Below are 15,365 nucleotides of genomic sequence, written 5' to 3'. Positions count from 1 at the left end.
CCCCCCCCCCCCCCCCCCCCCCCCCCCCCCCCCCCCCCCCCCCCACCCCCCCCCCCCCCACCCCCACCCACCCATGTCGTGGTTCGTCGGCAGCGTCAGATGTGTATAAGAGACAGATATTTAGCGGCAATAAGCAGCCATGATCTTGCTAATTAGTCCAAAAACACTTATAACAAAACAATTGATAAAAAAATGGACATTAAAATTGTATTTTCGAACATTGGAAAAATCGAGAACACAAGCATTAAACCTATTGATAGGGCAAAATCCCATCACGTTACATTTAAAATTAGGCTATGAGCAATAAACCAGCTACCATTAAAGAAATTGCAAAAATCTTAAATCTATCTGCATCGTCGGTATCAAGAGCCCTGCACGACCATTCTAGCATTGGGCTTACTACCCGCATGCGCGTAAAGCAACTGGCCAAAGAACTCAATTATGTACCTAATCAAAAAGCCATCTTTTTTCAAAAAGGCAAGACCTTTACCCTGGGTGTCATCGTTCCTGAGCTTTCCGAATCATTCTTTTCGGAAGCGGTAAGCGGCATTGAAGATTATGCGCTGAAAAAAAACTACAGCGTATTGATTGCCCAATCGCACGACGACCTGGAAAAGGAAATAACCCTGGCCGAGAAATTCAAAAGCCATCGTGTTGACGGCCTGCTGGTCTCGTTAGCCAAAACCACTTTTAACATCGACCATTTCAAACAATTCGAAGACCTGAATATCCCCATTGTGTTTTTCGACCGTATTCCTCCGGTAAAAGACATCCATTATGTGGCTTGCAACATGGAAAATGGCACTTACGATGCCGTGAATTTCCTGCTTAAGAAAAAACACCGCTCTATTGGCATGATCAATGGTCCTGAAACGCTCAACGCTTCAGCCCAAAGAAGAGACGGCTATATTCAGGCGATGGTTAAAAATAGGCTTAAATTCGATCCAAGCCTCATCATCAATTGCGATTTGACCGAGCAATCTACGCGGGAAGCCATGGACAAACTGCTGAACAACAAGAGAAAGCCAACGGCCATTGTTACCTTTAACGATTATGTAGCGCTGTACGCCATCAAATATGCGAGGTTTTTGGGCATCAAAATCAACGATGAAATCGATTTTGTAAGTTATGCCAACCTGCCTATCATCCACTACATGGACTACTACCCCATTGCATCGGTTGAGCAAAACCCTTATCAGCAAGGCTACAGGGCTTCGGAAATCCTGCTGGACCTGCTGACCAAAAAGAAAAGCGAAAACGAGGAAAAAGAGGCCTATTACCACATTACCATAGACCCAGAGCTTATTTTGCACTAACATTTAAATCGCAGAAACACAGGCTGTCAAGGACGTAAAAATCAAGCAAACGTTTGCGTTCTCACTTCAACTAACGTTTAGTTATGTTTGAAGAATAAGAACCATTTTAATCGATGCTTGAAACTGTACTGCTCAAATTTGGACTAGATATTTCAGATTGTCTTGTGCTGCCAGTTGGCAATGGATTAATCAACCAAACCTGGAAGATTAGCCATCGCAACAGGGAGTATATTCTGCAAAAGGTCAATACTGATGTTTTTAAGGAGCCAAATGTCATAGACGAGAACCTCAACAAACTCAAATCTTTCCTCGAACAACATTTCCCAGATTATATTTTCGTTGCGCCCCTGAAGTCGCCAAGTGGACGAACATTGGTAGAGACCGAAGAAGGCGCTTTCAGGATTTTCGACTTTGTTAAGAATTCGATTACCCTAAATACGGCCGAAGATGCGCAACAAGCCTATGAAGCGGCCAAACAGTTTGGCAAATTCAGCAGGTTGCTATCTGGATTCGACGCGAGTACCCTACATCCTACCATACCTGATTTCCATAACCTACAGTTACGGTATAATCAATTTAAAACCGCACTGAAAAGTGCAAATGCCGAAAGACTGAGAAATGCTGCCGAAGCCATCACGGCTATCGAACAGCAGCAGTACATCTTGCAGAAATACCTCGATATCCTGAGCCAAAAGCTTGAGGTGCCGTTGAGGGTTATCCACCACGACACCAAGATTTCGAATGTGCTTTTTGACCAGAACGGCAAAGGCTTATGCGTAATAGACCTGGACACGGTGATGCCAGGCTATTACATTAGCGATGTTGGCGATATGATGCGCAGCTATCTTTCTCCGGTATCGGAAGAATCGACCAGTTTTGATCAAATTGCCGTGAGGAAAGTTTTCTTCATGGCCATTTACAAAGGTTACATGTCTGAAATGGCTGATATTTTAAACGCCACAGAGAAAGACCTGTTTATTTATGCCGGCCAATTTATCATTTACATGCAGGCCGTACGTTTTTTAACCGATTACCTGAACAACGACGTTTACTATGGTGCTCGCTATGAAACCCACAACCTTGATCGCGCCACAAACCAGATCAGGCTATTGGAAGAATACACCGACCATAGCAAAGAACTCCATCTGATGATTGAGCAGATTGGCGATTTGACCAATATCTCTTAGCAAAACAGCAAACGTTTGCGCCATCAAACTCGCAAAATGGTTTTAAGGGCTCTTTGCTAAAAACAATCAAAAACTCCTCAACAAAATAACACCAAAAGAAAAGGCACTCATTATCAAGTGCCTTTTTCTTTTTTCATCAGTAGAGGTAGGGTTTATAATCCGCTGTCGTCGAGAGCGAAAGTATTTTTGCGTGTTGCCCATTTCCCTTTGGTAAAGTCAGGGAATTTTTGAGGGGCATTGCCTTCTTTTAAAGATTTGGTAGACAACGGCGTAATTACGCTCATGGTTACAGAATCGTAAACATCGATAGGCGTTTGTTTCTTTTGTTTTACCGCTTCGATAAAACCGTTGAATACAAACCAGTCCATACCGCCGTGGCCAGCGCCAACCGCTTCTTTTTCATATTTTTTCCATAGCGGGTGGTCGTATTTATCCAACCATGGCTGCGCAGGCTCCCAAACATCGTTCTTCTTGGCCTGTTTTTCAATATAAATCGATTTGTTGACGTCCATCCAAATACCTTCTGTGCCTTGTACCCTAAAGCCCAACGAGTAAGGTCTTGGCAAATGGGTATCGTGGCTCAGCAATACGGTTTCGCCATTGGCACAATTGATCATCGTAGTCGTTACATCGCCGTTTTTGTAGTTGATCTTAGCGTTCGGGTGGCCCGGCGAAAGATCGTTTACATAAGAGGCCAAACCACGGGCTTTAGAGCTGAACGAAACCAGGTTGGTAAAACGGTTGCCCCTGTTGATATTGGCACACTGCATAATTGGTCCCACCCCATGCGTAGGGTATAAATCGCCGTCTACGTCAATGTTAAACTGGGTACGCCATTGGGCTTCGCTTAAGGCTTTCGGACCGTATTCTACTCCACCGCCATAGTATTGCTTTCCGTTGTTAAACAATACGTTGCGCAAATTGTGCTGATAGCCACCTTCATAATGTACGATTTCACCAAACAGATTTTGTCTTACCATGTTCAACACGGCCATTACGTCTCTCCTGTAGCAAACATTCTCTAAAGTCATGTAAGGCATACCGGTTTTTTCGGAAGTATTTACGATATCCCAGTGGTCTTGAACGGTTAATCCGGCAATTACTTCGCAGCCTACGTATTTACCGGCTTTCATGGCATCAACCGCTTGGTCTCTATGAAACTGCCAAGGGGTAGCGATAATTACCGCGTCGATGTCTTTTCTGTCCAATAGTTTTTTGTAAGCGTCCAATCCGCCGGTGTACTCTACTGCAGGCGGTCTTCCGTTTTTGGCGATAAAAGACCTGCAGCCTTTTAGAGAGCTTTCTTGAGTATCGCAAATAGCAACAATTTCTACATCATCGCGAAGGCATCCTTCCGAAATGTGGCTCATGCCCCTGGCACCTACCCCGATGTAGCCCAGCCTTACCTTGCCTTTATCGGCGGCAAACAACCGCCCCGTGGACAGTATGCTAAACGCGGCTCCGGTCATTGCGCTATTCTTAATAAAATCTCTACGTTCCATTTGTTTCTGTTTTTTTGGTTGATATTTATATGTGTTTAGTTAGTAATCAGTATCTGCTCCACCCTTTTTAGGCGCTTTGTTTTCTAAAAACTCCCATTCTAGCAAGTGCGAAACCTGGTGTTCTTTTTTAACGATTTCGTCAAAACGCCGTACCAATTCTGGGTGTTGGGCTACCAGGTTGGTAGTTTCATTTTTGTCTTGCTTCAAGTTAAAGATCATCCAAGGATTTTTTAGGTTTTTGCGCAGGTTCAGTTTTACGCCTTTCCAATCGCCCATTCTTATTGCTAATTGTCCTCCATTTTCTGGGTATTCCCAATAAATATAATCTCTTTGTACTTGTTGCTTGTTTTTGCCCAATAAGGTTGGCATCAGCGAAACGCCATCGGTATTGCCGACCTTGGCCCCAGTAAGCTCGGCAAAGGTGGCCATCATATCGAACTGGGCCGAAACAAAATCGCTGGTACTGTTGGCTGGTATATTACCGGGCCAACGGGCAATAAACGGTTCTTTGATGCCTCCCTCAAACACAAACATCTTGGTTCCCCTGAGGCCATCGAGGCTGTTAAAAAAATCTTTATTTACACCACCATTAAAAGTTGTTCCATTATCGCTAGAAAACATGATGATGGTATTTTCGTCGAGTCCCAATTTTTTAATTTGGTCCATGATGATACCTATTTGGTCATCCAAATAGGTAATCATGGCCGCATAGGTAGAGTAAGGGTATTTAGTAGCTGCGTATCCTTGTTGGCCATAGTAAGGTTTTTCGTTAAATTGGCCAACGTACCGCTTTACATATTCTTCTGGCACCTGCAAGGAGACGTGTGGAATAGTGTAAGGCATATATAAGAAAAAAGGCTTGTTCTGGTGTTCGTTAATAAACTTGACTGCTTTTTTGGTCATCATATCCGGCGCATACACCTGCCCTTTAAAATAATCGAAATCTTTATCTGTAGCTTTTGTAGAATCCAAACGCTGGTGAACGTTCATTGCAGGATTGGCCAATGGTGCTTTCTGGTCGTTTTCCCATAAATGCGAAGGATAGAAATTGTGGGCCTGTTTCTGATCTAGATAACCATAATAATAATCAAAGCCTTGTTTTAATGGCGAACCTGTAGTATTGTTCATGCCTAAGCCCCATTTACCGGTTAATGCAGTAGTATAGCCAACTTGCTTTAACATTTTAGCCATGGTAAAAGTTCCTTCTGGCAATGGCATTTGTCCGCCTTCGAGGCTATCAGGAAATCCGCCCATTTCGTAATTGCCGCGAATGTAAGAATGACCGCCATGTTTGCCAGTTAACAACATGCATCGCGCAGGGGCACAAACTGGCGCACTGGTATAATGTTGGGTAAAACGCATCCCCTCTTTCGCCATTTGGTCGAGATGAGGAGTTTTTATCTTTTGTTGTCCATAAGGACCAATTTCGGCATAGCCTAAATCGTCGGCATAGATATAAATAATATTGGGCAAACGCTTAATCTTCGGACTCTTTTGCTGCGCAATAGTGGCTAAGCCACAGCACATCAATAGTATAAGAAATGAAGTTTTCAGTCCAGTTGCTCTCATCCAGTTTTGACTTGGTTATTTAGTTAGTCCAATATTACTGATTTTCAATATCTTAAACCATTTATACATTACACAAACGTTTGACTTTGACTGCTAAAACCTTATAGTCCTTTGAAAAGTGTCTTCGAAAAATAGAGGTTGTAATCCTTAATCCGTCCGTTTGGTCCGTCTTGTCTCGGCAATAATTTCATGCTGCCAATATTATAGGCCTTGCCCAAGTCTATAACCAGCTGATGTGGTGGTTTAGGCGATCTGCCTTGCCATTGCGTATGCCAAATACTGGTAAACTGCAAATCGAATACATTTACTGCACTGCCATCATCGCCACTCAGCTCTTCGCTATCAGCAAACACTACTTTCCAATTGGTTCGAGGAATTTCTTGCCCTTTGGCGTCTAAAAGCACGATTTCGGCCACCGAAGTATAAGGTTGTCCTTTTTGTTCAGTTAGCGCTTCTAGGGCAAAATACCTGGCAACAATAGGGCTAAAACTTACGTTCTGCCATTTGGCATTATTTTCAAATGTGCCCGAAGCATAAGGTTTTTGTTCTTCGGCCAACCATTTCTGACCAGCTTTTCTGTGTACCTGAGCCACAGCTTCGTTTACCTGATCCAATATAGGGCGGTCTAAGAAGGTCAACTCGGGCTTGGCTAACCCAAACAAATCAAAAACCACCACTTCATTTGATCCTTTTTTCAGCCAGCTTGCCGGCACCAACATGGTTTGCGTTGGACCAATGTTCCAAAAACGGCTCAAGCATTTTCCGTTTACCCACACCAAGCCCTTGTTCCATTTGCTCAGGTCTAAGTAGGTGTCTTCTAACATATTGGCTACAAAAGTACCTTTGTAAAATCCGGCACCCAGTTTTGAAACTGTCGGCAAGGCTTCATATCGGATTGGAATATTGTTTTCTCCCAAGCGGATCGGGTAGTTTTTCCACGATTTCAGTTCTGTTTTCTTGTTGTTTTCGGTCAGGAAAACCTGTCCGTGGATACCTTTTCGATCGTGCATGGCATAGCCATAGTTAACCCTGCCGGTAGCCTCTACCAACACCTTCAATATCGACGCCTGCTTGCGCGCTGGGATTTCTATACTGAATTTATTCTTGCGACGGTCTAAGGTACCTATCAACTGATCGTTTACATAAACCAAGGCATAATCGTGTATTTCTTTAAAACTCAGCAGGGCTTTTGCGCCAGCCTTCAGGCTGGTTTGGTAAAGAACTGCACCAAAATCCTGGTTCAGGTCTTCCATCAGCATGGCCGTATCGCTGGCCACGGCTTTTGGTAAATTTTTAGAGAGCGCTGCGTAAGCCGTAAACTTTACCGGATTAAGCTTCTGGATGCGATTAACCGCAGGCACGGCGGGCAAAGTCTCCCCTTCTTGCAGGTATTTGCCAAAAAGATCGCGAATGGCATAGAATTTTTCTGTTGGGTTACCGGCTTCGTCTATTGGCGCATCATAATCATAGCTACTGGTTTGTGGCAGATAAGGTGGCGCATTAGCTCCGCTATACGTACCAAAAGTGGTACCACCATGTGCCATATAAATACTAAACGATGCTTTTTGATCGAGCATGTATTTCAGTTCCTCTACAATTCTCTTGGTGTCGCCTTTATGGTGCGGCCTGCCCCAGCTGTCGAACCAGCCTGGATAATATTCGCCACACATCAATGGCCCAGTTGGCTGGATGGCTCTCAAGGCCTTAAAGTTGGCTTCTGGATTGCTCCCGAAATTAACAACGGCAAATAGGCCTTCAGGGTGGTCGTTCTTTAATTGCGTAGGTCCGTCGCAATGGAACAAGGGTACGCTGAAACCAGCTTCCTGCAGGTACGATTTAATGGTATTCATATATACTTTATCGTTGCCAAAGCTGCCGTATTCGTTTTCTACCTGCACCATAATGATATTGCCACCTTTATTGATTTGCAAAGGAGCCAGCTCCTTACCTACAGCCAACAGGTATTTTTTAGCCCTTGCCATAAAATAAGGATGTTGGGTACGCAATTGGATAGTTTTATCTTTAAGCAGCCACCAAGGAAAACCGCCAAACTCCCATTCGGCACAAGAATAAGGCCCCGGTCTTAAGATAACGTATAAACCTTCTTCTTTGGCCAATTTGCAAAATTCCGCAGCATCGCTTTGCCCTTGCCAAGTAAACTGGTCTGGCTGTTTTTCGTGGATGTTCCAAAAAAGATAGGCGCATACAGTATTTAGCCCCATGGCCTTGGCCATTTGTAGTCGGTTGCGCCATTCGGCCTTAGGAATACGGGCAAAATGCATTTCGCCACAACGGATTACATAGGGCTTTCCATTCAGTTCAAAAGCTTCATGGCCAATGGCAAAAGTTTGGGCTTTACCCTGGCCGATGGCCTTGGCGCCAACGAATAACAGCAAAAAGAAAAATAAAAGCCTGCTGAGTTTTATCATGATTTAATTAAGGTTTGGTTAGGTTTTACAATCCAATAATACCCATTTACCTTAGTTAAACCCGAGCTAATATTACACAAACGTTTGCCTTAACCTCACTTTTACTGCCTGAATTAGGCTGGTGGCCATTGATATTATTTAAAACTGAGGAATGATTTTAAGTATGAAAACAATAAAACCAATACACTAAGGGCAGCAAGCCCAAATTTGGCAAGTGCTACCCCATAGGGGTTCCAATAAGCTTCGGCAGTTAAAACATGATGAAAATTATGCTGTATCATTATATTTTCGATTACATCTAATAAACCAGTCAAAAAAGCCAGCAACAAATTGAATCGCAACAAATTATTCAACCACACTGATTTTTCGCGTTGCATCTGCGAATTGGCCAAGGCCATCAACAGACTGACATAAACCACGATAAAAAAATAATCCAGCTGTACATTTTGCTTAGCGATATCCAGCAAGGTGCCATCACCATAAGGACTGCCATGCCATTGTTGCAAAATATTTTTGCCCGTTGCGCCGTCCTTGGCCAATTCTAAGTTGATGATGCCAAAACCAGCACGTTCCAGCAGTTTTCCCTGATAGCCCATGATGAACACGATGACCAAGAATATAGCAAAAATTACCTTTTTCATAAATTGGAGCAATTAGGTTTTAACCCGGTAAACCAAGCCGTTTGGCGAAGGTATTCCGTTAATGCATTGGATAAAGGAAGCGCCTGTTCTCTTAAAATTTTCTGGCAAAGGATGCAGCTCATCGGTCCAGCCCTTATCGCCTACTGCGCCCCTCGAATCGATATGAAATACACAATCATAGCCGGCAATGCCCTGAAAAACCTCTCCTACTTCGATCATCATTTCGTTAAACAAAAAGATCATGGCATATAAAACATCCCGCTGTGCCTCTTCATTGGTAATTCCGCGCATATCCAATGGTGTTTTTAACCAGCTGCCATGCCCCAAAAATTTTCTGACTATGGGTATATACCATTTTAACGGGTTAAGACCAAAACCCAGTTTGCGCGAAGGCTGTGGGTAGTCATAGCCTTGCGTAATGACTTTAATACCTGGGAATTTTCCATTTTTGGGATCTCCGGTACCCCCTGTAAAAATGCCATTAAAGATGTAATAATATTGCAACTGAAAAAACATTAACAAGGCAAAAAAATCCTTGGAAAGGTAAGTCAGGCCATTATTGAAGCGATCGGGGTCAAAATCCGTTCTCGATATGCGCATCAGTTCACGTGCCCAGGCGCTTTCCATAAACTCTTCTGATTTGCCAAGCGGATTCACCATGGCCGCAATGCGATTTTCGCCAACCAAGTCATTGCCACCCCCGCTAATGATAAAAACATCGGGGTTCATGGTAGATAATTGCTCGATGTATCTTCTGGCACTCAGCATATTGAGCAGCCAGTCGCCACCCGAAGCGAGGCTATAAACCGCCATATTCTTCTCCATCGAAACCCAATCGATCACATCGCTGAGCAAAATGGGGTAATTGAACCAGGAGTCGCCCTCTACCAAAATGATCTTATTGGCTAAATCTGCCCGAAATCCATTTTTGACCTTATCGAAGAACTTCTTATTGCGCTGCGCATTTTTAAGGGCATCAACTTTGGCCATTACAGGAGCCAATGCGGCAATCTTGCGCACCTGTTCATCGTTCAGGTCGTAGATCTTTTGGATGATAAGCGAAAGGTCAAATTCATTGATTTCCTTACGGAGCAAATGAAAATCGGCAATAGCTATCCTATTGGCGAGCAACTTCTTAATGAGCTCTTGTTTTTCTTCTGCCGTCATATCAATCAAAAGGAATTAGGAATAAACTTTAAAGCGGATGCAATTCTATCAAACCACATTGTACTGTTCGCCCTCACCTGGCCTAACGGAACCAAGCCAGCTGGAATCGAATATTTCATGAGAAAATAGCCGTCAGCTTCGCCAAGTTGCGGAGCTATCGATTGGAGAAAGTATCATAACGTTAATTTAGATGAATAGCGAACAACCTAATTTAAACAATAAACCATTGATTTACAAACATTTTAGAACTCGTAAAAAATAGAGCAAAACAAAAAAATCAACCGTATTGGGGTTGATTTTCTATAGCTATTGAGGTGTTGTGCTTACTTTGTTTGGAATGCTACTGGAAAAGATTTGAGGGCATAGCCTTTTATAGATTTAAAACCCCTTCCTGTAATTACAAAATCATAATTGGTTCCGGCTTTCAGGTCCAGGTACATGGTCATGCTAAGGCCATCAGCCGCAAATTCGCCAGCTTTTGCAATAGGAAAATGGTCTTTCCCCAATGCGCCCAAATCTATAGAATAGCTTTTGCTGTTCATGGGTTCTGAAAAAACAATACGCATTTGCTTAAGGGCAGGATCTACGTTTTGGTCGCCGTTGGCAAATGGCTCTATCTTCAGCACCATAGGCTGTTTGGCTTCGTATTTTTTGAGCAGTTCGGCTTCGTCAAAACCTTCTGGATAATAGTTTGAGTGTTTTAAAAAAGCAGTGACCAATGCCGGCTCGTCATAATTAAGTTCGATGATTTCCTTTATCGCTTTTTTCTTGTCTTTGGCCTGCTTATAATAGCTCTTGCAGATGGCATAACCCATGTAATAGCCCAAATCGGCCACTTTTGCATTTGAGCCATTGTAAAGCCAGCTATCGGTAGCCGGGGTTAACATGTCTTCCTTAAACTGCCTTTTTAAAGAATCTTCATGTGCCCTGCCATAAGTTGCATAAGTACCATCCAACAGCTTGTCCATCACCAGTTCGGTCATAAAATCGCAGGCTCCTTCCTTAATACTCTGGCCCAAGAGATTGGGGGTATAGCCGCTTTGCTGGGTATGCACATATTCGTGAACATTGAGGCGAACAAGGTTGGCTTCGGAACTGCCTTTGAACACATTGCGCAACCAATCGTTAGGAAATTCGGAGGCATCGGTTTTAGGGTTCCCGGTTGCGATTTCGGTCCCAACCAGTACCATGTCATCGGACACCGTGCCTCCCGAACGCAAACCACCTATGGTAAAATACATTTTGGCTTCTTTGAGCTCGGGATATAGTTTTTTGAATTTTTGAATGCTTTTTTCAATCTCCTGTCTTTTGTTCTTTACCGCCAGGGTACTGGGGCGTATGGAATTCCAAAATCTGGGATAGCGTCGGATGAGCGATACATAGAGCGGGGCACTGTAGCCCCTGGCCTTCATAAAGGCCTTGAGGCCCTCGGTTCCACGGTTGATGTACAAATTTTGGATATAGTCTACCTGTTTAACACTGTCGGCAGTGGTGCGTACGCTATCAAAAGCGTTCCAAAAATTGTCGATATCTGTGGTAAAAACTTTTTGCTGTGCCTGTACTTTGCCAACTTGGCCCAAGCCCAAAGCAAGCAGAAGCGTAAAAATAGCTGGTTTGAGTTTCATAAAAGGTTTGTCTTTTTTTAAAAGACACCGCTGAGCCGCTTATTGTTGCACGTGGTTTGATTATTTCGACGTTTCTCTCGGATCTAGCCAGCCGTGACTGTATCAAAATCAGGCTAAATAGCCCAATCAACTACATTGACGCACAATTGCAGAAAAACTTAACGAATTATTTACACTTATTTGTTTATTAGCTAATTTGCACTAGTTTTGATTACCGAGAACTTACTTTTCCTCAGTCTAATCTTAAAAAATTAGTTGATAAAGTAAAAATCCAGTGGTTGTGCGATGGTGTCCTATGATTATCCTTCTGATAGCGAATTGATCCAGTTACTGAAAAGTGACGACGGAATAGCTTATACCATTATCTATAATAAATACTTCAACAGTTTGTACATCCATGCCTACCAAAAGTTGCGTAATAAGGAAGAAGCCCAAGATGTAGTGCACGAGCTTTTTGCCCATTTGTGGAATAAGCGCCACACATTGGCCATCGATTCGAATTTAACCGCCTATCTCTATACGGCGGTTAGAAACAGGATACTCGATTTTATTGCGCACCAGCAGGTAGAATCGAAATACATTTCTTCCCTACAAGGCTATATCGACCAGGGCCATTGCATTACCGACCATCTCGTGCGCGAGAAACAATTGACCCAACTGATCGACAATGGAATTTCGGCCCTACCCGAAAAAATGAAGGCCGTTTTTGAAATGAGCAGGAAACAAAAGTTAAGTCATAAGGAAATTGCCAAACAGCTAAACCTATCCGAACAAACGGTTAAAAAACAAATAAACAATGCATTAAGGCTATTGAGAGTGAAGTTGGGAACGATGCTTTTTATTGCTGTCTGAAATCATTTTTAACTTTTTTTTTATTTCATCTACCACCAACCTTACCCCCTTGCCGTCTTATTATGCAAAAGAGAGATTCTTTAAAACATGCAAAAAATAGACGCCAAAACATTACTTCAAAAATATAGGACCAACCAGTGTACGGAAGAAGAGCTCGCTTTGCTGGAAAGCTGGTATGTGGCCGACGAGCTTGAGCCCATCGATTTAACCCTCGAAGACCTTCAGGAGGCAAAGGCAAACACTTGGCAACAGCTGCCGGTGCATCAAAAGAAAGTGGTTCGCCTGAACTGGCCGTATCCAAAAATAGCAGCCGTAGCGGCCATCTTCGCTATTTTATTTTTCGGAACCTATTTCTTCTTCAACCGAAATCAGTCTCGAAGCCAAAGCCAAAACGAACTGGCTGCTGCCAAAATCGTACCCGGTGGCAAAAAAGCCATCTTAACTTTGGGCAATGGTACTTCTATCGTTTTATCTGATGCCAAAAACGGCAAACTGGCAGACCAAAACGATGTGCATATCTTCAAAACCGAAGACGATGCCTTGGTTTATAATGGCCAGCAAGCTATTAATCCGGGCACAAACGATATCAATACGCTTACCATTCCTAGCGGTGGCTATTACAGCCTTACCTTAGCCGACGGCACAAAAGTCTGGTTGAATTCGGAATCTTCGTTAACCTATCCTACGGCATTTAATGGTACGGAAAGGGTTGTAAAACTAAGCGGAGAAGGCTATTTTGAAGTTGCCCACCGCCATAACCAGCCTTTTAAAGTCATTGCCAATAACCAAACCGTTGAAGTGCTGGGCACCCACTTTAACATCAATGCTTATGCCAACGAAAGGGCTACGGTTACCACTTTGTTACAGGGCAGCGTTAAGGTTAGCACCAGCAGCGGCAACACCAGAACGCTTGTGCCAGGACTGGAAACAGTTGTAGTTAAAGACAATATCGGCATCAGGCCTGCCGATGAAGACAATGCTATTGCCTGGACTGAGAATAATTTTGTTTTCAACAAGGAAGAGCTGGGCAGCATCATGCGAAAAATTTCGAGGTGGTATGACGTTGACATCGTTTGCCCGCCAAATATAGCGGGGCTTAGCTTTTCGGGTTCCATTTCAAGAAGCAGAAATATCAAGCAGGTGCTCAAAATCATGGAACTGACCAACAGTATTCACTTTAAGTTCGAAGAAAGGAGAATCATCATTATGCCATAAACTTACGCTCAAAAAGCAGTAGGCCAAAAAAAGCCAAGGGTGGTTGCAACACCCCTGGCCTTAAGCGCCTTGCGGCGCAATATTCGGGCAATACTGTCAAATCATCAATGCTTATTAACATTTGAACCTAAACCCTAACAAACAAATGTATGAATTTTTACATGACATTTAAGCATGGCCTAAAAAGCCATGCCTATGCCAAAATATTATTAAAATTGAGATTAACCTTTATCGTAGTAATCACTTTTATTTTGCAGGCCAAAGCCACGCTCAGCTTTGCCCAAATTACGCTTGATGAAAAGGCAGCTCCACTAGAATTCGTGCTCCAAAAAATCAAAAAGCAAACCGGTTATGATTTTTTCTACAGCTCAAACATGCTGAACCTGGCCAAGCAGGTTACGCTTAAAGTTAAGAATGCGCCAGTTGAAGAAGTGCTGCGCATTTGCTTCGAAAACCAACCGTTAACCTACACCATCGAGCAAAAAGCGATCGTGCTGCGCTTTGTTTCCCCTGAAATCCTGGCCAAAAGAGCCGTAGTGGTTACGGGCAAAATTGTTGACGAAAATGGCAAGCCGCTTACCGGTGCGTCGGTGCGCGTCAAAGGCTCTAACCAAGCCGCTGTAGTAACCGACGAGAATGGCAATTTCAGGATTACCGCTCCAACAGAAGACGATGTGCTTTTGGTGAGCTTTGTTGGCTACAAACCACAGGAAGTAAGGCTAAAAGGCAGGAAAATGCCGCTTAATATTTCGTTAGAAGTAGCCGAAACCACCATGAAAGACGTGGTGATTACCGGTATGTTCGAAAGAAAGAAGGAATCTTTTACCGGAGCGGCCTCTACCTACACCGGCGAACAGCTCAAAGCCTTGAACAACCAAAACCTGATCCAAAGTTTGCGTACCGTTGATCCCGCCTTTATCCAGATAGAAAACAACGCCATGGGTTCAAGCCCGAATGTGTTGCCTACAATCGAATTGCGTGGACAAACCAGCATATCGACCAATGCTTTGAGAGACCAGTTTTCGGCCGATCCTAACCAGCCTTTGTTCATTTTAGATGGCTTTGAAACTTCATTGCGTACCATTATAGACCTCGATATGAACGTAGTGGCTTCAGTGACTGTACTTAAAGATGCGGCCTCGACCGCTATTTATGGCTCCAGAGCCGCCAATGGGGTTATCGTAGTGGAAACCAAAAAACCATTGCCAGGCAAGCTGCGTGTTAGCTATACTTCCGATTTAAAGGTAGAAATGCCCGACCTTTCTTCCTACAACATGATGAACGCCTCCGAAAAACTAACTTTCGAGAGTTTGGCAGGCAGGTACAAAGACTATACAGGTGTGGTTTCGAGGCAATTGCTTTTAGACGAGGTGTATAACAATCGTTTAAAGGAAGTATTGAGAGGAGTAGATACCTATTGGCTAAGCCAGCCCCTGCAAACCGGCTTTTCGCAACGCCATTCGGTCAATGCTTCGGGTGGAGACAACACGATCCGCTATGATATAGGCGCCAACATCCGCCAAAACAACGCAGCCATGAAGGGCGAAAAACGCGACGACTGGGGCGCCAATCTGAACCTGAGCTATCGTTCGGGCATTTTCAATGTATCTAACCGCGTATATGTATCTGGTGCCGAAGCAACTTTCTCGCCTTACGGCAGCTACTCGCAATGGGTGCAAACCAATCCTTATTACCGCTTGTTGCCAGCCAGCGAAAAATACCTTGAAGTGGCCCTCTCTCCTACCGTTTATGCAACAGACCTGACCGACGGCAACGAGTTGATCCCTAATCCGCTTTACAATGCCTCGTTAAGCAGCTTCAATACCAACTCGAATTTTAACATTACCAACAACTTTCAGGCC

General features: G+C 43.7%; 11 protein-coding genes. 5 read left to right on the top strand and 6 right to left on the bottom strand.

Translation table 11 applies throughout. The annotated features are described in order from the left end of the window. Positions 1 to 296: 296 nt before the first annotated feature. Both JHD69_RS16640 and JHD69_RS16635 read left to right on the top strand, forming a co-directional pair. Positions 297 to 1,316, top strand: coding sequence for a LacI family DNA-binding transcriptional regulator (locus JHD69_RS16640; protein ID WP_199141474.1), 1,020 nt, complete (start codon positions 297 to 299; stop codon positions 1,314 to 1,316). A gap of 113 nt (positions 1,317 to 1,429) precedes the next feature. Continuing rightward, positions 1,430 to 2,503 carry a phosphotransferase enzyme family protein gene (locus JHD69_RS16635; RefSeq protein ID WP_199141473.1) on the top strand — a complete coding sequence of 358 codons (1,074 nt, stop codon included), beginning with the start codon at positions 1,430 to 1,432 and terminating at the stop codon, positions 2,501 to 2,503. Between the two features lie 152 nt (positions 2,504 to 2,655). On the opposite strand, the gene JHD69_RS16630 is transcribed toward JHD69_RS16635, so the two are convergent. The 6 genes from JHD69_RS16630 to JHD69_RS16605 form a co-directional block, all read right to left on the bottom strand. Beyond that, entirely contained in the window at positions 2,656 to 4,005 is a 1,350-nt protein-coding gene (locus JHD69_RS16630; protein WP_199141472.1) for a Gfo/Idh/MocA family protein, read from the bottom strand. A gap of 39 nt (positions 4,006 to 4,044) precedes the next feature. Further along, positions 4,045 to 5,574 (bottom strand): arylsulfatase, encoded by a 1,530-nt coding sequence (locus tag JHD69_RS16625; RefSeq protein ID WP_233165987.1) that lies wholly within the window; start codon positions 5,572 to 5,574, stop codon positions 4,045 to 4,047. 101 nt (positions 5,575 to 5,675) lie between these two features. After that, positions 5,676 to 8,003, bottom strand: coding sequence for a beta-galactosidase (locus tag JHD69_RS16620; protein WP_199141471.1), 2,328 nt, complete (start codon positions 8,001 to 8,003; stop codon positions 5,676 to 5,678). Positions 8,004 to 8,137: 134 nt separating this feature from the next. Next, positions 8,138 to 8,644: a hypothetical protein gene (locus JHD69_RS16615; protein WP_199141470.1), complete on the bottom strand. Its 507-nt coding sequence runs from the start codon at positions 8,642 to 8,644 to the stop codon at positions 8,138 to 8,140. Between the two features lie 12 nt (positions 8,645 to 8,656). Continuing rightward, positions 8,657 to 9,811 (bottom strand): hypothetical protein, encoded by a 1,155-nt coding sequence (locus JHD69_RS16610; protein ID WP_199141469.1) that lies wholly within the window; start codon positions 9,809 to 9,811, stop codon positions 8,657 to 8,659. 323 nt (positions 9,812 to 10,134) lie between these two features. Then, positions 10,135 to 11,436, bottom strand: coding sequence for an Ig-like domain-containing protein (locus tag JHD69_RS16605; RefSeq protein WP_199141468.1), 1,302 nt, complete (start codon positions 11,434 to 11,436; stop codon positions 10,135 to 10,137). A 285-nt stretch (positions 11,437 to 11,721) separates the two neighbouring features. Between JHD69_RS16605 and JHD69_RS16600 the strand changes: the two genes are divergently transcribed. The 3 genes from JHD69_RS16600 to JHD69_RS16590 all read left to right on the top strand — a co-directional run. Continuing rightward, a complete protein-coding gene (locus tag JHD69_RS16600; protein ID WP_199141467.1) occupies positions 11,722 to 12,288 on the top strand; it encodes an RNA polymerase sigma-70 factor in 567 nt (188 codons plus the stop codon). 87 nt (positions 12,289 to 12,375) lie between these two features. Beyond that, a complete protein-coding gene (locus tag JHD69_RS16595) occupies positions 12,376 to 13,503 on the top strand; it encodes a FecR family protein (protein WP_199141466.1) in 1,128 nt (375 codons plus the stop codon). Positions 13,504 to 13,652: 149 nt separating this feature from the next. After that, positions 13,653 to 15,365 (top strand): SusC/RagA family TonB-linked outer membrane protein (locus JHD69_RS16590; protein ID WP_199141465.1); only part of this gene is annotated, 1,713 nt, incomplete at its 3' end.

The sequence above is a fragment of the Pedobacter sp. ASV12 genome (genome assembly GCF_016429155.1).
Classification (GTDB): Bacteria; Bacteroidota; Bacteroidia; order Sphingobacteriales; family Sphingobacteriaceae; genus Pedobacter.
Note: the sequence above shows the minus strand (reverse complement) of the source record. Positions and strands in the feature narration are given on the sequence as shown.